The sequence below is a fragment of the Agrobacterium sp. ES01 genome (genome assembly GCF_050320885.1).
GTDB lineage: Bacteria > Pseudomonadota > Alphaproteobacteria > Rhizobiales > Rhizobiaceae > Allorhizobium.
Genome location: NZ_JBNQTH010000001.1, coordinates 60,166 through 81,279, shown reverse-complemented (window position 1 = coordinate 81,279; position 21,114 = coordinate 60,166). Strand labels below are relative to the sequence as shown.

Annotated in this window: 20 protein-coding genes; 19 read left to right on the top strand and 1 reads right to left on the bottom strand. The window is 58.0% G+C overall.

Annotation, left to right across the window (positions count from 1 at the left end; all coding sequences use genetic code 11):
- Positions 1–16 precede the first annotated feature (16 nt).
- The 19 genes from ACQQ2Q_RS00420 (at position 17) to ACQQ2Q_RS00330 (ending at position 20,231) form a co-directional block, all read left to right on the top strand.
- Positions 17–1,135, top strand: coding sequence for an NADH-quinone oxidoreductase subunit E (locus ACQQ2Q_RS00420; protein ID WP_428185047.1), 1,119 nt, complete (start codon positions 17–19; stop codon positions 1,133–1,135).
- A 10-nt stretch (positions 1,136–1,145) separates the two neighbouring features.
- The gene (gene nuoF / locus ACQQ2Q_RS00415) at positions 1,146–2,450 is read left to right on the top strand and encodes an NADH-quinone oxidoreductase subunit NuoF (RefSeq protein WP_428185046.1); all 1,305 of its coding nucleotides are present in this window, start codon (positions 1,146–1,148) and stop codon (positions 2,448–2,450) included.
- Between the two features lie 32 nt (positions 2,451–2,482).
- Entirely contained in the window at positions 2,483–3,220 is a 738-nt protein-coding gene (locus ACQQ2Q_RS00410; RefSeq protein WP_428185045.1) for a hypothetical protein, read from the top strand.
- Positions 3,220–3,375 (top strand): hypothetical protein, encoded by a 156-nt coding sequence (locus ACQQ2Q_RS00405; RefSeq protein ID WP_428185044.1) that lies wholly within the window; start codon positions 3,220–3,222, stop codon positions 3,373–3,375. Before ACQQ2Q_RS00410 ends, ACQQ2Q_RS00405 begins: the two co-directional genes overlap by 1 nt.
- A gap of 15 nt (positions 3,376–3,390) precedes the next feature.
- Positions 3,391–5,472, top strand: coding sequence for an NADH-quinone oxidoreductase subunit NuoG (gene nuoG, locus ACQQ2Q_RS00400; RefSeq protein WP_428185043.1), 2,082 nt, complete (start codon positions 3,391–3,393; stop codon positions 5,470–5,472).
- A 12-nt stretch (positions 5,473–5,484) separates the two neighbouring features.
- Positions 5,485–6,528, top strand: a complete 1,044-nt coding sequence (gene nuoH / locus ACQQ2Q_RS00395) for an NADH-quinone oxidoreductase subunit NuoH (protein WP_428185042.1) — start codon at positions 5,485–5,487, stop codon at positions 6,526–6,528.
- A 39-nt stretch (positions 6,529–6,567) separates the two neighbouring features.
- On the top strand, positions 6,568–7,059 hold the full coding sequence (gene nuoI, locus ACQQ2Q_RS00390; protein WP_428185041.1) for an NADH-quinone oxidoreductase subunit NuoI: 492 nt from the start codon (positions 6,568–6,570) through the stop codon (positions 7,057–7,059).
- A 145-nt stretch (positions 7,060–7,204) separates the two neighbouring features.
- A complete protein-coding gene (locus tag ACQQ2Q_RS00385) occupies positions 7,205–7,819 on the top strand; it encodes an NADH-quinone oxidoreductase subunit J (RefSeq protein ID WP_428185040.1) in 615 nt (204 codons plus the stop codon).
- Between the two features lie 28 nt (positions 7,820–7,847).
- Positions 7,848–8,156, top strand: a complete 309-nt coding sequence (nuoK, locus tag ACQQ2Q_RS00380; RefSeq protein WP_428185039.1) for an NADH-quinone oxidoreductase subunit NuoK — start codon at positions 7,848–7,850, stop codon at positions 8,154–8,156.
- Between the two features lie 7 nt (positions 8,157–8,163).
- On the top strand, positions 8,164–10,164 hold the full coding sequence (nuoL, locus tag ACQQ2Q_RS00375; RefSeq protein ID WP_428185038.1) for an NADH-quinone oxidoreductase subunit L: 2,001 nt from the start codon (positions 8,164–8,166) through the stop codon (positions 10,162–10,164).
- Entirely contained in the window at positions 10,164–11,675 is a 1,512-nt protein-coding gene (locus tag ACQQ2Q_RS00370; RefSeq protein ID WP_428185037.1) for an NADH-quinone oxidoreductase subunit M, read from the top strand. Before nuoL ends, ACQQ2Q_RS00370 begins: the two co-directional genes overlap by 1 nt.
- A gap of 18 nt (positions 11,676–11,693) precedes the next feature.
- Entirely contained in the window at positions 11,694–13,139 is a 1,446-nt protein-coding gene (gene nuoN / locus ACQQ2Q_RS00365; RefSeq protein WP_428185036.1) for an NADH-quinone oxidoreductase subunit NuoN, read from the top strand.
- Positions 13,136–13,912: a biotin--[acetyl-CoA-carboxylase] ligase gene (locus ACQQ2Q_RS00360; protein ID WP_428185035.1), complete on the top strand. Its 777-nt coding sequence runs from the start codon at positions 13,136–13,138 to the stop codon at positions 13,910–13,912. The genes nuoN and ACQQ2Q_RS00360 overlap by 4 nt, the downstream gene beginning before the upstream one ends.
- A 10-nt stretch (positions 13,913–13,922) precedes the next feature.
- On the top strand, positions 13,923–15,590 hold the full coding sequence (locus tag ACQQ2Q_RS00355; protein ID WP_428185034.1) for a ribonuclease J: 1,668 nt from the start codon (positions 13,923–13,925) through the stop codon (positions 15,588–15,590).
- A gap of 56 nt (positions 15,591–15,646) precedes the next feature.
- A complete protein-coding gene (mce, locus tag ACQQ2Q_RS00350) occupies positions 15,647–16,051 on the top strand; it encodes a methylmalonyl-CoA epimerase (protein ID WP_428185033.1) in 405 nt (134 codons plus the stop codon).
- A 76-nt stretch (positions 16,052–16,127) separates the two neighbouring features.
- Positions 16,128–16,400, top strand: coding sequence for a DUF1467 family protein (locus ACQQ2Q_RS00345; RefSeq protein ID WP_428185032.1), 273 nt, complete (start codon positions 16,128–16,130; stop codon positions 16,398–16,400).
- Positions 16,401–16,856: 456 nt separating this feature from the next.
- Positions 16,857–18,179, top strand: a complete 1,323-nt coding sequence (gene proS, locus ACQQ2Q_RS00340; RefSeq protein WP_428186450.1) for a proline--tRNA ligase — start codon at positions 16,857–16,859, stop codon at positions 18,177–18,179.
- Positions 18,180–18,198: 19 nt separating this feature from the next.
- Positions 18,199–19,509 (top strand): lipoprotein-releasing ABC transporter permease subunit, encoded by a 1,311-nt coding sequence (locus ACQQ2Q_RS00335; RefSeq protein ID WP_428185031.1) that lies wholly within the window; start codon positions 18,199–18,201, stop codon positions 19,507–19,509.
- Positions 19,510–19,523: 14 nt separating this feature from the next.
- Positions 19,524–20,231 carry an ABC transporter ATP-binding protein gene (locus ACQQ2Q_RS00330; protein WP_428185030.1) on the top strand — a complete coding sequence of 236 codons (708 nt, stop codon included), beginning with the start codon at positions 19,524–19,526 and terminating at the stop codon, positions 20,229–20,231.
- Here the strand turns inward: ACQQ2Q_RS00330 and ACQQ2Q_RS00325 are convergent.
- Positions 20,224–20,817: a hypothetical protein gene (locus tag ACQQ2Q_RS00325; protein WP_428185029.1), complete on the bottom strand. Its 594-nt coding sequence runs from the start codon at positions 20,815–20,817 to the stop codon at positions 20,224–20,226. The genes ACQQ2Q_RS00330 and ACQQ2Q_RS00325 overlap by 8 nt on opposite strands.
- Positions 20,818–21,114 lie beyond the last annotated feature (297 nt).

Genomic DNA, 21,114 nt, shown 5'->3' with positions numbered 1-21,114 from the left:
CAAGGCGTGAGGAAGAATGTCCGTTCGTCGACTAGCAGAAGACCAGCTCCAGCCCGGTGGCTTTTCCTTCACCAAGGAAAACGCCGCATGGGCTGAGGCGACGATCAACAAATATCCGGAAGGCCGTCAGCAGTCGGCCGTCATCCTGTTGCTCATGCGAGCGCAGGAACAGGACGGCTGGGTCACGCGTGCCGCGATCGAATCGATCGCCGATATGCTTGGAATGGCGTATATTCGCGTTCTCGAAGTCGCGACATTCTATACGCAATTCCAGTTGAAGCCGGTCGGCAAGCGCGCCCATGTGCAGGTGTGTGGCACAACGCCCTGCATGCTGCGTGGCGCTGAAGACCTGATCAATGTGTGCAAGAAGAAGATCAATGCCCAGCCATTGGAGCTCAACGAGGACGGCACGCTGTCCTGGGAAGAGGTTGAATGTCAGGGCGCCTGCGTGAACGCGCCGATGGTGATGATCTTCAAGGATTCCTATGAGGATCTGACGGCTGAAAAGCTCGAAGACATTATCGACCGTTTCCAGGCAGGCAAGGGTGACGAAGTCACGCCCGGCCCACAAATCGACCGTATTTTCTCAGCCCCTGAAGGTGGTCTGACCTCACTTCTGGAAGCCGACACGGCACCGAAGAAGACAAAGGCTGCGTCTGCCTCCACTGCTGAAGTCTCCGTCCCGCCAGCCAAGGCCGGCAAGCCTGATTCCGACGCTGAGATGACAAATCCAGCGCTGAAGACACCGGCAGACGGCAAGACGGCAACGCCTGGCGGCGAACCGGTCAAGCCGGCGCGCAAGAGTGCAAAGCCTGCGACCGATGAGGCCGATGCGGGTGACAAGCCTTCGCTCGACGACAAGAACCGTCCAGCAGCCGTCGAAAAGCCTGCGACGCCTGACGACCTCAAGCTGATTTCGGGCGTTGGCCCGAAGCTTGAAGGCACGTTGAACGAACTCGGCATCTACACCTACGCGCAAGTCGCGTCGTGGAAGAAGGCCGAACGGGAATGGGTCGATGGTTATCTGAAATTCAAGGGCCGCATCGATCGTGACGATTGGGTCAAGCAGGCCAAGGCGCTCGCCAAGGGCGGCGAAGCCGAATACATCAAAGTTTTCGGCAAGAAGCCGCGCTAAGGGGTAGGATATGTTAAAAGATCAAGACCGCATCTTTACCAATATCTATGGCCTCAAGGACAAGTCCCTGAAGGGTGCGATGTCCCGCGGCCATTGGGACGGTACCAAGCAGCTGCTCGAAAAGGGCCGTGACTGGGTCATCAATGAGGTCAAGGCGTCAGGGCTTCGCGGCCGTGGCGGTGCTGGCTTCCCCACCGGCCTGAAATGGTCCTTCATGCCGAAGGAATCCGATGGCCGTCCGCATTATCTGGTCGTTAATGCCGATGAGTCGGAACCCGGCACCTGCAAGGACCGTGACATCATGCGTCACGATCCGCACACGCTGATCGAAGGCTGCGTTGTCGCCTCTTTCGCCATGGGTGCCCATCACGCGTTCATTTATGTCCGTGGCGAGTTCATGCGCGAGCGTGAAGCCCTGCAGGCAGCGATCGACGAATGCTATGATGCAGGACTGCTCGGCAAGAACAACAAGCTCGGCTACGATATCGACATCATCGTGCACCATGGTGCCGGTGCCTATATCTGCGGCGAAGAAACGGCTCTGCTCGAAAGCCTGGAAGGCAAGAAGGGCCAGCCGCGGCTGAAGCCTCCGTTCCCGGCCAATATGGGCCTCTACGGTTGCCCGACCACCGTCAACAATGTTGAATCGATTGCGGTGACCCCGACCATTCTGCGCCGTGGTGCCGGTTGGTATTCAAGCTTCGGTCGCGCCAACAATGCCGGCACCAAGCTCTATTCGATCTCGGGCCATGTCAATCGCCCCTGCACGGTTGAAGACGCCATGTCGATCACCTTCGAAGAACTGATCGAGAAGCATTGCGGCGGGATTCGCGGTGGCTGGGACAATCTTCTGGCCGTCATTCCCGGCGGTTCGTCGGTTCCCTGTGTTCCAGGTGCCCAGATGAAAGACGCCATCATGGATTATGATGGCCTCAAGGAACTGGGGTCCGGCCTCGGGACCGCCGCTGTCATCGTCATGGACAAGTCCACCGACATCGTGAAGGCCATCTGGCGTCTGTCTGCGTTCTACAAGCATGAGAGCTGCGGTCAGTGCACGCCGTGCCGTGAAGGGACAGGCTGGATGATGCGGGTCATGGAGCGCATGGTGAAGGGCAATGCCCAGAAGCGCGAAATCGACATGCTGTTCCAGGTGACCAAGCAGGTTGAAGGCCACACGATCTGCGCGCTCGGCGACGCCGCTGCATGGCCGATCCAGGGCCTCATCAAGCATTTTCGCCCGGAAATGGAAGCGCGTATCGACCAGTATACCCGCAACGCCATGGCCCATGGCGCGGTGATGGAAGCAGCTGAGTAAAGATCAACCGGTGGGCTTGAGGAAAGATCGTCATGGCCAAGGACAACGACAGGAAGAGCGAGGAGCACCCGGAAAATCCGGCTGACTTCAGCCGGATTGCCGATGCCTTCAAGGACATGCCGATCCAGCAGCTGATGGCCAATCCGGCCGCTGCCTTTGCGGCGGCGACCGCTTTCGGCTTCGGCATGGCGACCCAGATGACAGACGTTTTCCTGCGCTCCATGCAGGCTGCGGGCAAAGCATCTGAGAGGGCCGCGAAAGAAGGCGACGGCGGGGAAGATGCGGTTCAACCCGTCGCCGAGCCGGTCAAGGAGCCAGCAAAGGCGCGCGCCGAAAAGCCGAAGCCTGCAAAGGTGACAAAGCCAAAGGCAACGAAGCCTGCCGCAGCCAAGTCGCCGGCTCCAGCGAAGTCCAAGGCGCAAGCCGCCAAAGCTGCGACGGCCAGGGAAGACGCGCCAAAGCCGGCGAAGACGGTGGCGACTAAGCCGACGGCCAAAGCGAGGCCGGCAGCCAAGAGCGCAGCCAAGCCAAAGTCCGTGGCGGGGGCGAAGCAAGGCACAGTCGCGGCCGACGACCTGAAGCAGATTTCAGGGATCGGACCGAAGCTGGAGCAGATGCTGAACGCACAGGGAATAACACGGTTCGCGGATATCGCGGGCCTGACGAAAGCCAGGATCGACAAGCTTGACGACACACTCGGATTGTCCGGCCGTATCGGTCGGGATGACTGGGTCGGCCAGGCGAAGTCTCTGTCCGGAGACAAGAGCTGATGCAGTTTGTCGACCAGGCATTTGAGGAAATTTGGAAAGCCATGTGCGAGAAGACAGCGAATGCTGGCGTGCATGTTTCCGGGAAATTGAACAATCGCGGCGACCACCAATCAATGGACCGGTCGCTCCTGCTGCGGCAGGCACGGTGTGCGTGAGACAGGAAGGCGAATATGACAAAGCTGAAAGTCGACGGTAAAGAAATCGAAGTTCCGGATCACTTCACGCTGCTTCAGGCGTGCGAGGAGGCCGGGGCCGAGGTGCCGCGCTTCTGTTTCCATGAGCGGTTGTCGGTTGCCGGCAATTGCCGCATGTGTCTCATCGAGGTGAAGGGTGGCCCGCCGAAGCCGGCAGCTTCCTGCGCCATGGGTGTGCGCGATGTCCGCGGTGGCCCGAATGGCGAACTGCCGGAAGTTTTCACCAACACGCCCATGGTCAAAAAGGCCCGCGAAGGCGTGATGGAGTTCCTGCTCATCAACCACCCGCTGGATTGCCCCATCTGCGACCAGGGCGGTGAGTGCGATCTGCAGGACCAGGCCATGGCCTTTGGTATCGATAGCTCGCGCTACAAGGAAAACAAGCGCGCCGTCGAAGACAAGTATATTGGCCCATTGGTCAAGACCGTGATGAACCGCTGCATTCACTGCACGCGCTGCGTTCGCTTCACCACCGAAGTGGGCGGCATCACCGAGCTCGGTCTGGTTGGTCGCGGCGAAGATGCCGAAATCACGACCTATCTCGAGCAGGCCATGACCTCCGAGCTTCAGGGCAACGTTGTTGACCTGTGCCCGGTCGGTGCGCTCACCTCAAAGCCATTCGCGTTTACCGCGCGTCCTTGGGAACTCGGCAAGACCGAATCCATCGACGTGATGGATGCGCTCGGTTCCGCCATCCGCGTTGATACGCGTGGCCGCGAAGTCATGCGTATCATGCCGCGCGTCAACGACGACATCAACGAAGAGTGGATCTCCGACAAGACCCGCTTCATCTGGGATGGGTTGAAGACCCAGCGCCTCGACCGTCCTTATGTCCGTCGGGACGGCAAGCTCATGCCCGCGACCTGGGGTGAAGCCTTCGCCGCCATCAAGACCGCAGTGTCCGCGACCACTGGCGACAAGATCGGCGCCATTGCCGGCGACCTCGCATCCGTCGAAGAAATGTATGCCTTGAAGGAGCTGATGACGGCTCTCGGTTCGAGCAATATCGATTGCCGCCAGGATGGTTCGGCTCTCGATCCGTCGCTCGGTCGCGCAAGCTATGTCTTCAATCCGACGATTGCCGGCATCGAGCAGGCCGACGCACTTCTGATCATCGGTGCCAACCCGCGTTATGAGGCCGCTGTTCTGAATGCCCGTATTCGCAAACGCTTCCGCCGTGGCAACTTCCCGATCGGTGTGATCGGCGAAGCCGGCGAGATGCGTTACGACTACGATTATATCGGCGCTGGCCCCGACTCGCTGAAAGAACTGGTCGATGGCACCGGGGCATTCTTCGAGACACTGAAAAATGCCGAACGCCCGATGATCATCATCGGTCAGGGCGCGTTGTCGCGCGCCGATGGCGCAGGCGTTCTTGCAAGTGCCGCCAAGCTTTCGGCTGCAATCGGCGCCGTGACGGATGAGTGGAATGGCTTTGCCGTTCTCCATACCGTCGCATCGCGCGTCGGGGGACTCGATCTCGGTTTCGTTCCGGGCAAGGATGGCGCGACCGCAGCGGAATTGCTGACGACGACAGATGTTCTCTTCCTGCTCGGCGCAGACGAAATGGACTTCTCGGCCAAGACGGCGAAGTTCACCGTTTATATCGGCAGCCACGGCGACAACGGCGCGCACACGGCGGACGTGATCCTTCCGGGTGCGACCTATACCGAAAAGTCGGGTACCTGGGTCAACACCGAAGGCCGCGTTCAGATGGGCAACCGCGCCGGTTTTGCACCCGGTGATTCTCGCGAAGACTGGGCCATCCTGCGTGCACTGTCGGATGTTCTCGGCAAGAAACTGCCGTTCGACTCACTGGCCGCCCTGCGCGCCAAACTGTACGAAAGCTACCCGCATTTCGCGATGCTGGATGAGATTGCACCGTCCAAGGGCAGTGAAATTGCCGCACTTGCGAAAAAAGGCGGGAAGATGACCAAATCCGGGTTTGCGTCTCCGGTAAAAGACTTCTATTTGACGAACCCGATAGCGCGCGCTTCGGCTGTGATGGCTGAGTGCTCGGCACTGGCCCGTAACAATTTCAAGGTTGCGGCAGAGTAAGGGCAGGGGATCATGGACACATTTGCATCAACCTATCTCTGGCCGGCGCTGATCATGATAGGGCAGTCTTTGCTACTGCTCGTCTGTCTTCTGGTCTTCATTGCTTACATCCTTTTGGCCGACCGCAAGATCTGGGCTGCCGTTCAGCTGCGCCGCGGCCCGAACGTTGTCGGTCCATTCGGTCTGTTCCAGTCCTTCGCCGACCTTTTGAAGTTCGTCTTCAAGGAACCGGTCATTCCAGCCGGCGCCAACAAGGGCGTGTTCCTTCTGGCCCCCTTGGTCGCCGTGGTTCTGGCGCTGGCCACCTGGGCCGTGGTGCCGCTGGCCGATGGCTGGGTCATCGCCAACATCAATGTCGGCATCCTCTATGTGTTCGCCATTTCCTCGCTCGAGGTTTACGGCATCATCATGGGCGGCTGGGCATCGAACTCCAAATATCCGTTCCTCGGCGCGCTTCGTTCGGCAGCGCAGATGGTGTCTTACGAAGTCTCGATCGGCTTCGTGATCGTCACCGTGCTTCTGACAGCAGGATCGCTGAACCTGACGGATATCGTCATGTCGCAGTCCGATGGTCTGGGAACGCGTCTGGGCCTGCCCAACACCTTCCTCGACTGGAACTGGCTGGCGCTGTTCCCGATGTTCATCATCTTCTTCATCTCGGCGCTCGCTGAGACGAACCGCCCGCCCTTCGACCTTCCGGAAGCGGAATCGGAACTGGTCGCGGGCTTCATGGTCGAATACGGTTCCACGCCTTACATGATGTTCATGCTGGGCGAATATGCGGCCATCGTGCTGATGTGTGCGCTCACCACCATCCTGTTCCTCGGTGGCTGGTTGCCGCCAGCCGATATCGCCATCCTCAACTGGGTGCCGGGTATCATCTGGTTCATCCTGAAGGCCGGCTTTGTGTTCTTCATGTTCGCGATGGTGAAGGCGTTCGTGCCACGCTACCGCTATGACCAGCTCATGCGTCTTGGCTGGAAGGTGTTTCTTCCGCTGTCGCTTGCCATGGTCGTCATTACAGCATTCGTGCTGAAGTTCATGGGCTGGGCGTGATCATGTCCATCCTGACATTCAGCGGATTTGGAGGTTAAGATGGCTGGTCTTTCACAGGCTATCAATTCCCTGTTTCTGAAAGAGTTCGTCGGCGCTTTCTTCCTGTCGATGCGCTACTTCTTCAGGCAGAAGGCCACGATCAACTACCCCTTCGAAAAGGGGCCGGTTTCTCCACGCTTTCGCGGTGAGCATGCGCTTCGCCGTTATCCCAATGGCGAAGAACGTTGCATCGCCTGCAAGCTGTGCGAGGCGATCTGTCCTGCCCAGGCCATCACCATCGAGGCTGGCCCGCGCCGCAATGACGGCACGCGCCGCACGGTTCGCTACGACATCGACATGGTAAAATGCATCTATTGCGGTTTTTGCCAGGAAGCCTGTCCTGTTGATGCGATCGTCGAAGGTCCGAATTTCGAATTCGCAACGGAAACCCGTGAAGAACTCTATTTCGACAAGCAGCGCCTGATCGACAATGGCGACCGCTGGGAGCGTGAAATCGCGCGCAATATCGCGATCGATGCACCTTACCGCTAATCGCGGTGCAACGTTTGGGCGGGGCATTCAGTCTCGCCCGGGCTTTTGAGTTTGAAGAGCAGCGCAGACCGGATATCCGATCCGCAAGCGCATTATCGGACGGCGCGGGGAGCCCGCCTTCGATGAAAGACGAAAAGGCAAGACTATGGGTCTGCAGGCAGTATTTTTCTATCTCTTCGCCATCGTCGCCGTGGCGTCGGCATTCATGGTCATTTCAGCGAAGAACCCGGTTCACTCGGTCCTCTTCCTGATCTTGACCTTTGTGAATGCCGCCGGTCTCTTTCTCCTGACTGGAGCAGAGTTCCTCGCGATGATCCTCCTCGTCGTCTATGTCGGCGCGGTTGCGGTTCTCTTCCTCTTCGTCGTGATGATGCTCGACATCGATTTTACCGAATTGAGGGCAGGGGCTGCGAAATATGCACCGGTCGGCGCGCTCATCGGTCTCGTCGTTGCCGCTGAACTGATCTTCGTGATCGGCGGCAGCGTAATTTCGCCGGAAGCCCTGAACGCCGTCAAAATGCCGATCCCGGATATTGCGACGCGCACCAACACAGCTGCCCTCGGCGATGTGCTATATACGAATTATGTTTATTACTTCCAGATTGCCGGCCTTGTTCTGCTGGTTGCGATGATCGGCGCCATCGTGTTGACGCTCAGGCATCGCCAGCACATCAAACGGCAGGATATTTCCCAACAGGTTGCCCGCACGCCCGCGACCGCCGTCAAGGTGGTCAAGGTCAAGCCCGGGCAAGGCGTCTGAGGCAAGGCGAGGTCAAGGATACAAAAATATGGAAATCGGTCTTTCCCACTACCTGACGATCAGCGCCATCCTCTTTATTCTCGGCGTGTTCGGTATCTTCCTGAACCGCAAGAACGTCATCGTCATTCTGATGTCGGTCGAGTTGATCCTGCTTGCGGTCAACATCAACATGGTGGCCTTTTCGCACTTCCTCAACGATATCGTCGGCCAGGTCTTTGCACTGTTTATCCTGACCGTGGCCGCCGCAGAGGCTGCGATTGGCCTCGCGATCCTTGTGGTCTTCTATCGCAACCGCGGTTCGATTGCCGTGGAAGACGTCAATATGATGAAGGGCTGAACCGGCTATGCTTATCTATAAGGCCATTGTCTTTCTGCCGCTGATCGGCTCGCTCATTGCCGGCCTGTTCGGTCGCCAGATCGGCGCCAAGGCTTCAGAATACATCACAAGCGGTTTGATGATCATCACCGCTATCCTGTCCTGGTTCGTCTTCATCAATATCGGTCTTGGCCATGGTGAAGGCCAGGAAGTCATCAAGGTTCCGGTTTTGCGCTGGATCCAGTCCGGCGGCATTGACGTCGAATGGGCGTTCCGCATCGACACCCTGACCGCCGTCATGCTGGTGGTGGTCAATACCGTGTCGACGCTGGTTCACATCTATTCCATGGGCTACATGCATCACGACCCGCATCGCCCGCGCTTCTTCTCCTACCTGTCGCTGTTTACCTTCGCCATGTTGATGCTGGTAACCTCCGACAACCTTGCCCAGATGTTCTTCGGCTGGGAAGGCGTTGGTCTGGCGTCCTATTTGCTGATTGGCTTCTGGTTCAAGAAGCCTTCGGCCAATGCCGCAGCCATGAAGGCCTTCATCGTCAACCGTGTCGGTGACTTCGGCTTCATTCTCGGCATTTCCGGTATTTTCGTTCTGTTCGGCTCGATCAATTTCGAGACGATCTTTGCCGCCGCACAGAGCTACCTGCCGGCTGAAGGCACCGAGAGCACGGAAGCGGTGATCAATCTCTTCGGCATGAACCTCGATAAGGGCCACGCCCTGACCGGAATCTGCCTCCTGCTCTTCATGGGTGCCATGGGTAAGTCGGCGCAGTTCCTGCTGCACACCTGGTTGCCGGACGCGATGGAAGGCCCGACCCCTGTGTCGGCACTCATCCACGCAGCGACCATGGTCACTGCCGGTGTCTTCCTTGTCGCCCGCATGTCGCCACTGTTCGAACTGTCGCCCGACGCACTGACCTTCGTGACGATCATCGGCGCTATTACAGCGTTCTTTGCCGCCACGGTCGGTCTCGTGCAGAACGACATCAAGCGTGTGATCGCCTATTCGACCTGTTCGCAGCTCGGCTACATGTTCGTGGCGCTCGGCGTCGGCGCCTATGGGGCGGCCATCTTCCACCTGTTCACGCACGCCTTCTTCAAGGCTCTGCTGTTCTTGGGCGCGGGCTCGGTCATTCATGCCGTCGATGGCGAGCAGGACATGCGCTATATGGGCGGTCTGCGTAAACACATCCCCTATACCTTCTGGGCGATGACAATCGGTACACTGGCGCTGACCGGCGTTGGCATCCCGGGCACGATGATCGGCTTTGCCGGCTTCTTCTCCAAGGACGTCATCATCGAAGCATCCTATGCCTCGCATTCCGCAGTGGCCGGCTTTGCCTTCACCATGCTGGTGATCGCGGCTCTGTTCACCAGCTTCTATTCCTGGCGTCTGGCCTTCATGACCTTCTTCGGCAAGCCGCGGGCCTCCGCCGACGTGATGCACCATGTGCATGAATCGCCGATGGTCATGCTGATCCCGCTATTGGTTCTGTCTGTCGGTGCGATCTTTGCCGGTCTGGTCTTCGAAGGTTTCTTCTACGGCCACGAATATGCAGAGTTCTGGAAGGGGGCGTTGTTTACCCTGCCTGAAAACGAACTGCTGGAAGAATTCCACCACGTTCCGTTCTGGGTCCAGATCAGCCCGTTCGTCGCCATGCTGCTCGGCTTCGTGATTGCCTGGTATATGTATATCCGTTCGCCGGAGACACCCAAGCGCCTGGCAGAGCAGCACCGTGTGCTCTACCAGTTCCTGCTCAACAAGTGGTATTTCGACGAGCTGTACAACTTCCTCTTCGTGCGCTCCGCCAAGGCATTCGGCCGCTTCCTCTGGAAGAAGGGTGATGTTGGAGTGATCGACACCTACGGACCCAACGGCATTGCCGCTGTCGTCGCAGGTGCCACGCAGCGGGTCGTCCGTCTTCAGTCGGGCTACCTCTACCACTATGCCTTCGTGATGCTGATTGGCGTCGCCGCTCTGATTACCTGGATGATGCTCGGGAGTTCCGTCTGATGACCGATTGGCCTATTCTTTCAACGGTCACCTTTCTGCCGCTTATCGGTGTCTTGCTCTTGCTTCTGACGAGGGACGACACTGAATCCGGTCGCCGAAATGTCCGTAGCGTTGCCTTGTTGACGACAGTCTTCACCTTTGCAGTCTCGCTCTTCATCTGGGTTGGCTTCGACAATTCGACAGCTGATTTTCAGATGGTGGAAAAGACCGAATGGCTGGGGACCGGCATTGCCTATCACCTCGGCGTTGACGGCATTTCGATGCTGTTCGTGATCCTGACCACCTTCTTGATGCCGTTCTGCATTCTGGCAAGCTGGATCTCGGTCGAAAAGCGCCTCAAGGAATACATGATCGCCTTCCTGCTTCTCGAAACGCTGATGATCGGCGTGTTCGTGTCGCTCGATATCGTGCTGTTTTACGTGTTCTTCGAAGCCGGTCTGATCCCGATGTTCATCATCATCGGTGTCTGGGGCGGCAAGGACCGCGTCTACGCGTCCTACAAGTTCTTCCTCTACACGCTGCTCGGCTCGGTGCTGATGCTGCTGGCCATCATGGCGATGTATTGGGATGCCGGCACGACCGACATGACCGAACTGCTGCAGCATGATTTCCCGGCGCATATGCAAACCTGGCTATGGCTGGCCTTCTTCGCCTCCTTTGCGGTGAAGATGCCGATGTGGCCGGTCCATACATGGTTGCCGGATGCGCACGTGCAGGCACCGACGGCGGGCTCGATGATCCTTGCGGGTATCCTGCTGAAGCTGGGTGGCTACGGTCTGCTGCGCTTCTCGCTGCCGATGTTCCCTTTGGCCTCCGATTTCTTCGCCCCTCTGGTCTTCACAATGTCGGTGATTGCGATCGTCTACACCTCACTGGTGGCGCTTGCGCAGGAAGACATGAAGAAGGTGATTGCCTATTCATCGGTCGCGCATATGGGTTATGTGACCATGGGTACATTTGCGGCCAATGCGCAGGGTATTCAGGGTGCCATCTTCCAGATGATCAGCCACGGCTTCGTCTCGGCCGCGCTCTTCTTCTGCGTAGGCGTGATCTACGACCGGCTGCATACCCGCGACATCGCGGCCTATGGTGGCCTGGTCAACAATATGCCGAAATATGCCGTGGCCTTCCTGATCTTCACCATGGCCAATGTGGGGCTTCCGGGCACCTCTGGCTTTATCGGTGAGTTTCTGACCCTGATCGGTGCCTTCCGCGCCAATACCTGGGTTGCGCTCTTTGCCGCAACAGGCGTTATTCTGTCGGCTGCCTACGCTCTATGGCTCTATCGCCGGGTGGTCTTCGGAGCGCTGGAAAAGGAAAGCCTCAAGGCACTTCTTGACCTTTCCGGGCGCGAGAAGCTCATCCTCTATCCGTTGATCGTTTTGACCATCTTCTTCGGCGTCTATCCGGCACCGATCTTCGATGTGACCGCGGCTTCGGTCGACCATTTGATCAACAACTATTCGGCAGCTTTGCAGGCGGCGCATGACGTTGCGCTCATTGCGAATTGACGACAGGACCCTTTGGATATGACCGCTGAAACACTCCTTGCAAACCTGCATCTGATCGCGCCGGAGCTGATCCTGGCGATCGGCGCCCTGGTGCTGCTGATGATTGGCGTCTTCTCGGGTGAGAAGTCGGCAACCACTGTCACAGGACTTGCTGTCGCCGTGCTGGTTGCGGCCGGCATCTGGATGGTCCTCGTCGGTGGCGACGGTGAAGCCTTCGGTGGCGCATTCATCGCGGACGGCTATGGCCGCTTCATGAAAGTGCTCGCCCTGATCGGCTCCGTGACTGCTATGATCATGGCCGTCGGCCATGCCCGCTACGATCACCTCGACAAGTTCGAGTTCCCGGTTCTGCTGGTTCTGGCCACCCTCGGCATCATGCTGATGATCTCGGCCAATGACCTGATCTCTTTCTACCTGTCGCTCGAACTGCAGTCGCTGGCGCTCTATGTCGTCGCTGCGATCAACCGTGACAGCCTCCGTTCGACGGAAGCGGGCCTGAAGTATTTTGTTCTCGGTGCCTTGTCGTCCGGCATGCTGCTTTACGGCATGTCGCTGGTCTACGGTTTCACCGGCAATACCGGCTTTGACGAAATCGCACGCGTTCTGACGGCTGGCAATCCGCAGCTGGGCCTCATCTTCGGTCTGGTCTTCGTCCTGGCCGGTATCGCCTTCAAGATCTCGGCGGTGCCGTTCCACATGTGGACGCCGGATGTGTATGAAGGTGCACCGACCCCGGTCACGGCCTTCCTTGCAGCAGCTCCAAAGGTTGGTGCAATGGCGATCCTCGTCCGTCTGGTTATCGGTGCATTCGAGCCGATCTTTGCCGAATGGCAGCAGATCATCGTCTTCATCTCGATCGCGTCGATGGTGCTGGGCTCCGTGGCCGCGATCGGTCAGCGCAATATCAAGCGCCTGATGGCCTATTCGTCCATCGGCCATATGGGTTACGCGCTGGTCGGTCTTGCCGCCGGTTCGAAGACGGGTGTCACGGGGGTGATCATCTACATGACCATCTACATGGCCATGACCCTCGGCACCTTTGCCTGCATCATGGCGATGCGCCAGAAGGAAGGCGGCAATGTCGAGAATGTCGACGATCTCGCCGGCCTTTCCACCACCAAGCCTTTCATGGCCGTCATTCTGACCGCATTGATGTTCTCGTTGGCGGGTATTCCACCTCTGGCAGGCTTCTTCGGTAAGTATTTCGTCTTTGTGGCCGCCATCGAAGCCAAGCTCTACGCTCTGGCGATCATAGGTGTGCTGTCCTCGGTCATCGGCGCCTTCTACTACCTGCGTGTCGTGAAGGTGATGTGGTTTGACGATGCCACCATGGAATTCGCGCGCATTGCCGGCGAATTGCGCCTGGTCTTCGGTCTCTCCGGTATCTTCGTTCTGGGTTACCTGTTCTTCGGCGGACCGCTGGGCACCGCTGCGGACGCCGCCGCAAAGTCGCTCTTCTATTGACGAGCGCTGGCCTGAATGGCCGGATCTCGATCGAGGATTTCCGGCACGAGGCGCTTGGTGTCGTCGGCTCGACCAATGCAGACGCGCTTGAGCGCGCAAGGGCCGGCGATCAAGGAAATGTGTGGCTGACAGCGACCGCCCAAACGGGCGGTCGTGGTCGTCGCGGCAGGACCTGGTCATCAGAGCCAGGCAATCTTTATTCCTCGCTACTCCTTATTGATCCAGCGCCATTGGAAAGCCTGCCGTCGCTGCCCCTGGCCGTCGCGATTGCTGTGCATGATGCCGTTCGCGCCGTTTTGCCCGTCGATGCACCGGCGCTTGAAATCAAGTGGCCCAACGACATCCTGATCGGCCGCAAGAAGGTCTGCGGTATTCTGCTGGAAGGCGAGCGCTTGCCCGATGGCCGCCAGGCACTGGCGATCGGCATCGGTGTCAATATCGTCGTGCGTCCGGAACTCGCAGGCTACCCGGTCGTTAGCCTGGGCGAGGTGGGGGCGTCGGTATCACCCCAAGAGCTTTTTGCACGTCTGTTCGAAACCATGGCTGAGGCGCTGGCTCTGTGGGACCAGGGCCGGGGCGTTGCAAGTGTCGTTGCCCGCTGGCGTGAAGCGGCCTGCGGCGTGGGTGAAAAAATTACGGTCAATCTGCCGGACCGTTCGATTTCCGGTTATTTTTCCGGAATTGATGATAAAGGCATGTTGCTGCTTGATCGGGAAGGCGAAAGCCGAATGACGATCGCGGCTGGTGATGTATTTTTTGGTGAAGTGAGTTAGCGAACAAAGTATGGCGAAGAACGAGGAACTGGTATTTCTGCCGTTAGGCGGCGTCGGCGAGATTGGAATGAATCTGGCCCTCTATGGCTATGGTCCGCCGACCCACCGCCAGTGGATCATGGTGGATTGCGGCGTAACATTTCCGGGACCGGATCTGCCTGGCGTGGATCTTGTGCTGCCAGATATCCGCTATGTTCTCGCCCAAAAGAACAACCTCAAGGCTATCTTCATCACGCATGCGCATGAAGACCACTATGGCGCCTTGAATGACCTGTGGCCCGGTCTCAACGTTCCCGTCTATGCCTCTGGCTTTACAGCCGGAATGCTGGAAGCAAAGCGCAACTACGAAGGCAGCCGCAGCGAAATTCCGATCACGAATTTCAAGGCTGGCGACACAGTCACTGTCGGTCCGTTCTCAGTCGAGGCTGTTGGCGTAAACCATTCCATTCCAGAACCCATGTCTCTGGTGATCCGGACGCCGCTTGGCAATCTGGTCCATACCGGTGACTGGAAGATCGACCACGCGCCATCGCTCGGGCCTTTGACTGACGAAGCCCGCTTCCGTGCTATCGGCGATGAAGGCGTTTTGGCGATGATGTGCGATAGCACCAACGCCATGCGTGACGGTGTGTCGCCATCGGAAGAAGAAGTCTCCAACGGCTTGCGCCAGATCATCGAGTCAGCCGAGGGTAGGGTGGCGATTACCACCTTCTCCTCCAATGTCGGCCGTATCCGCTCCATCGCCCAGGCAGCAGAAGCCGCCGGTCGCGAAGTTCTGCTGCTCGGCAGTTCCTTGAAGCGGGTCTGCGCCGTCGCTGCGGATGTTGGTCTGATGGAGGGAATGAAGCCCTTCATTGCTGAAGACGAATATGGCTATATCCCGCGCGACAAGATCGTCGTCATCCTGACCGGCAGCCAGGGCGAGCCTCGGGCAGCACTTGCCAAGCTCTCGCGTGACGAAATGCGGAACGTTGCGCTGGCATCCGGCGATACCGTGATCTTTTCGTCGCGCGCCATTCCCGGCAACGAAAAGGCGATCCTGGATATCAAGAACGGCCTGATCGAGCAGGGCGTTCATATCATCACGGACAATGAAGCTCTGGTACATGTGTCGGGTCACCCCCGCCGCAACGAATTGCAGCAGATGTATCAATGGGTACGTCCGAAGGTCCTCGTTCCCGTGCACGGCGAAGCAGCCCATCTGATTGCCCAGGGCGAACTGGCAAAGCAGTCCGGCATTGCCACTGTTCCGCGGGTCCGCAATGGCGATGTGTTGCGGCTCGCTCCCGGACCTGCCGAAGTGGTGGATGAGGCCCCGCATGGCCGGGTGTTCAAGGACGGAAAACTGATTGGCGATTTCGAGGAAATGGGCATCGGCGACCGCCGCAAGCTTTCCTTCGTCGGTCACGTGGCCGTCAATGTTCTGCTCGACAGCCATTTTGATTTTCTGGGTGATCCGGAAATCGTGCCCATGGGCCTTCCGGAATTCGACAATGAGGGCGAAGACATGGAGGATGTTCTCTATGATTGCGTTCTTGGTGCAGTCGAGAGCATTCCGCGCGCCCGGCGCAAGGATCTGGACAAATTGCGCGAGTCGATCCGCCGCGCAGTTCGCTCCACTGCCAATGAGGCATGGGGCAAGAAGCCTGTGGTGACGGTCTTCGTGACCAAAGTCTGATTGGCGATGTCAGGAGGGCGGTATAGCGTGCCGCCCACTGATTTCAGGAGGACACAATGCTCGGACGCGTCAATCATATCGCCATCGCCGTTCCGGATCTTAAAGCCGCCACATCCACCTATCGGGATATGCTGGGCGCCAAGGTGTCGAAGCCGCAGGTCCTTGCGGAGCACGGGGTGACCGTTGTCTTCGTTGAACTACCCAACACCAAGATCGAGCTGCTGGAGCCGCTGGGTGATGCGTCTCCCATTCTCGCATTTCTCGACAAGAACCCATCCGGCGGCATGCATCATGTCTGCTACGAGGTCGACGATATTATTGCTGCGCGCGACCGGTTGAAGCAGGCGGGCGCCCGCGTACTGGGAGATGGTGAACCGAAAACCGGCGCTCATGGAAAGCCCGTTCTGTTCCTGCATCCCAAGGACTTCTTCGGTACGCTCATCGAACTCGAACAGGTGTGACAATTTGGTCAAGGATCACGTTTGTGATCGTGCCCGCCTAGTTCTATAACGCGGCAACAAGCAGCAGGGGTCGCATATGCTTATCTTTCTTCAGCACTTCGCCGTCTACTTCATCATCTGGTGGATTACGCTCTTTGCCGTGCTGCCGATCGGCCTTCGCACGCAGTATGAGAATGATGATGTTGTTCCAGGAACGGTGGAGAGTGCGCCTGCGCGCTTTCGCGGTTTACGCGTTGTATTGATGACAACGGTCATCGCCGGGGTCATTCACGGCGGCTGGTATCTGCTGACGAATTATACAGGCCTCAGCATGGATAATCTTCCGCGTATAATGCCGGAATTCAAGTAAGTTCAGGGCAGGCGACAAGCCAAAAAAAAACAAGGCCGTGAGGCCTTGTTCTAAATTATCGCGTGATCTTCAACCATTTAAGGGGCTGCGAGCAAAGCGCGCCTAAGATCTGATCCTCCCAAGACTTGACCGCGAAAATCGACAAGAATTTAAGCTCCTTGCCTCTTTTGTGTGCTCAAGCTAGCCTAAACCTCAGGCCATGTCACCCTGTTTTTTGTAAAATTACTACAGTTCAAAGAAAAAATAGAGCTGTTCAGAGTGTCGTTGCCTTACTTAGCGGTATGCTGTGAGCAACTGCTCGCCAATGGAGAATATGTCGCAGTTTTTGCAGCGTCGCCAAGCGCTCAGCGCGGGTTTTCTTCCGCGTCGGAAACCGCTATGAACGCAGCCGAATAGAACCCTTGTCACGGCTGATTCCGCATCCGTAGCGGCTGAGCCCTTTTGATGGAATACGTTATGCGTCTGTCGCGCTATTTTCTGCCTATCCTGAAGGAAAACCCCAAGGAAGCCGAGATCGTCTCTCACCGCCTGATGCTGCGCACCGGTATGGTTCGCCAGCAGAGCCAAGGCATCTACTCCTGGTTGCCACTGGGCAAGAAGGTGCTGGACAAGGTGAATGCAATCATTCGCGAAGAGCAGAACCGCGCGGGCGCCATCGAAATTCTGATGCCAACGTTGCAGTCCGCCGAGCTTTGGCAGGAAAGCGGTCGATACGAGGCTTATGGCAAGGAGATGCTGCGCATCACCGACCGTCAGGACCGGCCCATGCTGTATGGACCCACCAATGAGGAAATGGTCACCGACATTTTCCGCTCCTATGTGAAGTCCTACAAGAACCTGCCCTTGAACCTTTATCACATCCAGCTGAAATTCCGTGACGAGATCCGTCCGCGCTTCGGCACCATGCGCTCGCGTGAGTTCATGATGAAGGACGCCTATTCCTTCGATATGACCATGGAAGATGCGGTACACTCTTATAACAAGATGTTTGCCGCCTACCTGCGCACCTTCGACCGGTTGGGTCTGCGCGCCATTCCAATGCAGGCCGATACGGGTCCAATCGGTGGGAATCACAGCCATGAATTCATCATTCTGGCCGAGACCGGAGAGTCGGAAGTCTTCTCGCACCGCGATTTTGTCAATTTCGACATTCCGCCAGCCGACGTCGATTTCGATGATGTTGCCGGCATGCAGGCGATCTTCGACAAGTGGACGTCCGTCTATGCGGCCACGTCGGAAATGCACGATGAGGCAGCCTTCGCGGCCGTTCCCGAAGCAGATCGTCTGTCGGCTCGCGGTATCGAGGTTGGACACATCTTCTATTTCGGCACCAAGTATTCCGAGCCGATGGGCGCCAAGGTGCAGGGACCGGACGGCAAGGAACATCTTGTCCACATGGGATCCTATGGCATTGGACCGACACGCCTTGTTCCCGCCATCATTGAAGCCTCGCATGACGACAACGGAATCATCTGGCCGGAATCGGTCGCGCCCTTTGATTGCGTCGTGATCAACATGAAGACGGGCGACGAAGCGTGTGATGCGGCTTGCGAAAAGATCTATGCGGAACTGATGAAGGCCGGCAAAGACGTACTTTACGACGACACCACCGGTGGTGCTGGTGCAAAGTTTGCGACAGCCGACCTCATTGGCGTCCCGATGCAGATCATTGCTGGTCCGCGCTCGGTTGCCAATGGCGAAGTCGAACTCAAGGTGCGCAAGACCGGCGCCCGCGAGACCATGACAATCGAGGCCGCGATCAACCGCCTTCTGGCCTGATCGAATTATTGGAGGCGACATGACCAGCGCAGCCGCCGACACTCCGGCTGGCCAGAACGGTGAAAAAACCGGCTCGGCCAAGCCTTTCTCCGCATTCGAACGCATGGTGGCATGGCGCTACCTGCATGCCCGACGCAAGGAAGCTTTCATCTCGGTGATCGCAGGCTTTTCCTTTGTCGGCATCATGCTGGGTGTGGCAACGCTCATCATCGTTATGGCGGTGATGAATGGTTTCCGCACGGAGCTGATTTCGCGCATTCTGGGCATCAACGGTCATATGATCGTCCAGGCCGTTGATACGCCTCTGAGCGACTTCGCCGATCTGGCGAAGAAGTTCGAGGGCGTCGAAGGCGTGACCATGGCCATTCCGCTGGTCGAGGGGCAGACCCTGGCCTCAGGCCGGTTGGGTGCGGGCACCGGCGCGCTGGTGCGAGGCATCCGTGCCGAAGACCTTCTCAAGCTGAAAACGGTATCGGGTAATATCCGCTCCGGCGATATGGTCGGCTTTACCAGCGGGCAGGGCATTTTGATCGGCTCGCGCATGGCCGCAGATCTGGGCGTGTCTGCCGGCGATACGGTGACGCTTGTGTCTCCCGAAGGCGATGTAACGCCCATGGGCGTAAACCCGCGCGTGAAAGCCTATACGGTATCCGGCATCTTCGAGATTGGCATGTCGGAATATGACAGCTCCATCATCTACATGCCGCTTGAAGAAGCGCAGCTCTACTTCAATGCCGAAGGCATCGTGCAGTCGATCGAGCTGTTCGTTTCCGATCCAGACAAGATCGACGAGATCCGTCCCAAGGTGGAGGCGGCTGCCGGTCGCCAGCTCTACATCACCGACTGGCGTCAGCGGAACCAGACCTTCTTTTCTGCCCTTCAGGTGGAGCGCAATGTGATGTTCATGATCCTGACGCTCATCGTTCTGGTGGCGGCACTCAACATCATTTCCGGCCTCATCATGCTGGTGAAGGACAAATCGAGCGATATCGGGATCTTGCGGACCATGGGCGCCAGTTCCGGCGCCGTTATGCGCATCTTCTTCATGACCGGGGCGGCCATCGGAACGGCGGGCACCATTGCCGGTGTCGCTCTTGGCGTTGTGGTCTGTCTCAACATCGAGTCGATCCGCCAGTTCTTCTCCTGGGTCTCCGGTACGATCCTGTTCGATCCGGAACTCTACTTCCTGAGCCAGCTGCCGGCGGATATGAATCTCGGCGAGACCGTGACCGTCGTCATCATGGCGCTCACATTGTCCTTCCTGGCGACGATCTTTCCCGCCTGGCGGGCATCACGCCTCGATCCCGTCCAGGCGCTCCGATACGAATGAGGACACCTCAAGCCATGTCATCCAAGACCGTCCTCCAGCTCTCAGGGATCAAGCAGGACTATGGTCAGGGCGAGACCGTCCTGACGATCCTGAAAAATGCCAATTTCAGCCTCATGGCAGGCGAAACCGTCGCTTTGGTCGCCCCCTCGGGCACCGGCAAGTCGACGCTTCTGCACATTGCCGGGCTGCTCGAGCATCCGACCGATGGCGAAGTGACACTGGGCGGTGAGGCCTGCAATGGTCTGGGCGATGATCAACGCACCCGGATGCGGCGCAATGGCATTGGCTTCGTCTATCAGTTCCACCATTTGCTGCCCGAGTTTACGGCCCTTGAGAATATCATGATGCCGCAACTGATCGCCGGCCTGACAATGGCCGAGGCGCGGGAGCGGGCAAGCCAGTTGCTCGATTACATGCGCATCAGCCATCGTGGCGAGCATCGCCCGGCGGAACTGTCGGGTGGTGAACAGCAGCGTGTCGCCATTGCCCGCGCCGTTGCCAATGCACCGCTGGTGCTGCTGGCCGACGAGCCGACCGGCAACCTCGATCCGGAAACCGCTTCTTATGTGTTTTCCGCCTTGGAGGCACTGGTGCGGCAGTCGGGACTTGCAGCTCTCATTGCGACCCATAACCACGACCTGGCGCGGCGTATGGATCGCTGTGTGACCATCATTGATGGCAAGGTTGTCGATTATGATCCGGGTGCTCGCCCCGTCATTTAACCCCGCAGACTTTGATGCCGTGCTCGTCGCTCCAGTCTTTCAGGGAGACCGTGCTTGGCGCGGTGTTCTGGGATGTGCCGTTTAAGACATACTTCCCGCTCAGCACATTATAGTCGCACGACCCGTTGCTGTCGGGATTGTCGATATCCAGCGTGTCGTTCCAGTTATAGGTAAAGCCGGCAACGATAAACTGGCTGTCACGCCAGGCGATGGTGACCGTCTGCGTCCAGCGGTTCCGCCCGATGCCCGAATTTTGCGTCGTCACGGCCAGGGAACCATTGTCCAGCGCTTTGAGTTCAGGGTCGCGTCCAAACATGCCGTCGAGACTGGTATTGCCCCACAGCGAATAGGCACCCTCGCTGACGGGCCGCAACAGGTTGTGGGTCTTGTCTGCGAGGTACAGATAGAGAAGGGCTTCGTCACTGTCCGCGTCCTCTGGAGCGACCAGCAGGGCAAGGTCGCTTCGGCCATCCTTGTTCCAGTCGCCGGTCACGCCGGAAACGACCCGTCCAGCTGGAAAATCAACAGCACCTGCCGAGACAGCCGGAAGCATTGCAATCACGGCAGCGGTCATCATTCGTTTCATCGTCTCTCACAATTCTCAATGGCAATTCATCTGGCGGTGTTCTCGCATACAGGCATGCTGAACAAAATGGCGAAAAAGTGATTGACGAAAGAACGAAAAGAGAACATAGTGGAAACATAACAAGTAAGGAGTGAGCCATGACCGAGGTAATTCGTGACGTTGCAGCATTCGCTTCCATCGCGGTTTTCATCGCAAGTTTTTCATTGATCGTGATGGCCCTGTAAGGCCTTTAGAGCGGGATAGCTTTTTGTCCCGACCGTTTGCATCTGGACTTGAGACCTCAGCCGGTCGAAAATA

Excerpts from the sequence above, each read along its gene's own strand:
- ACQQ2Q_RS00345 (WP_428185032.1), top strand. The coding sequence starts at position 16,128 with ATGCTTATCTTTCTTCAGCACTTCGCCGTCTACTTCATCATCTGGTGG.
- ACQQ2Q_RS00330 (WP_428185030.1), top strand. The coding sequence starts at position 19,524 with ATGTCATCCAAGACCGTCCTCCAGCTCTCAGGGATCAAGCAGGACTAT.
- ACQQ2Q_RS00355 (WP_428185034.1), top strand. The coding sequence starts at position 13,923 with ATGGCGAAGAACGAGGAACTGGTATTTCTGCCGTTAGGCGGCGTCGGC.
- nuoF (WP_428185046.1), top strand. The coding sequence starts at position 1,146 with ATGTTAAAAGATCAAGACCGCATCTTTACCAATATCTATGGCCTCAAG.
- ACQQ2Q_RS00370 (WP_428185037.1), top strand. The coding sequence starts at position 10,164 with ATGACCGATTGGCCTATTCTTTCAACGGTCACCTTTCTGCCGCTTATC.
- ACQQ2Q_RS00410 (WP_428185045.1), top strand. The coding sequence starts at position 2,483 with ATGGCCAAGGACAACGACAGGAAGAGCGAGGAGCACCCGGAAAATCCG.
- ACQQ2Q_RS00420 (WP_428185047.1), top strand. The coding sequence starts at position 17 with ATGTCCGTTCGTCGACTAGCAGAAGACCAGCTCCAGCCCGGTGGCTTT.
- ACQQ2Q_RS00335 (WP_428185031.1), top strand. The coding sequence starts at position 18,199 with ATGACCAGCGCAGCCGCCGACACTCCGGCTGGCCAGAACGGTGAAAAA.
- nuoG (WP_428185043.1), top strand. The coding sequence starts at position 3,391 with ATGACAAAGCTGAAAGTCGACGGTAAAGAAATCGAAGTTCCGGATCAC.
- ACQQ2Q_RS00405 (WP_428185044.1), top strand. The coding sequence starts at position 3,220 with ATGCAGTTTGTCGACCAGGCATTTGAGGAAATTTGGAAAGCCATGTGC.
- nuoN (WP_428185036.1), top strand. The coding sequence starts at position 11,694 with ATGACCGCTGAAACACTCCTTGCAAACCTGCATCTGATCGCGCCGGAG.
- nuoH (WP_428185042.1), top strand. The coding sequence starts at position 5,485 with ATGGACACATTTGCATCAACCTATCTCTGGCCGGCGCTGATCATGATA.
- proS (WP_428186450.1), top strand. The coding sequence starts at position 16,857 with ATGCGTCTGTCGCGCTATTTTCTGCCTATCCTGAAGGAAAACCCCAAG.
- ACQQ2Q_RS00325 (WP_428185029.1), bottom strand. The coding sequence starts at position 20,817 with ATGAAACGAATGATGACCGCTGCCGTGATTGCAATGCTTCCGGCTGTC.
- mce (WP_428185033.1), top strand. The coding sequence starts at position 15,647 with ATGCTCGGACGCGTCAATCATATCGCCATCGCCGTTCCGGATCTTAAA.
- nuoK (WP_428185039.1), top strand. The coding sequence starts at position 7,848 with ATGGAAATCGGTCTTTCCCACTACCTGACGATCAGCGCCATCCTCTTT.
- ACQQ2Q_RS00385 (WP_428185040.1), top strand. The coding sequence starts at position 7,205 with ATGGGTCTGCAGGCAGTATTTTTCTATCTCTTCGCCATCGTCGCCGTG.
- nuoL (WP_428185038.1), top strand. The coding sequence starts at position 8,164 with ATGCTTATCTATAAGGCCATTGTCTTTCTGCCGCTGATCGGCTCGCTC.
- nuoI (WP_428185041.1), top strand. The coding sequence starts at position 6,568 with ATGGCTGGTCTTTCACAGGCTATCAATTCCCTGTTTCTGAAAGAGTTC.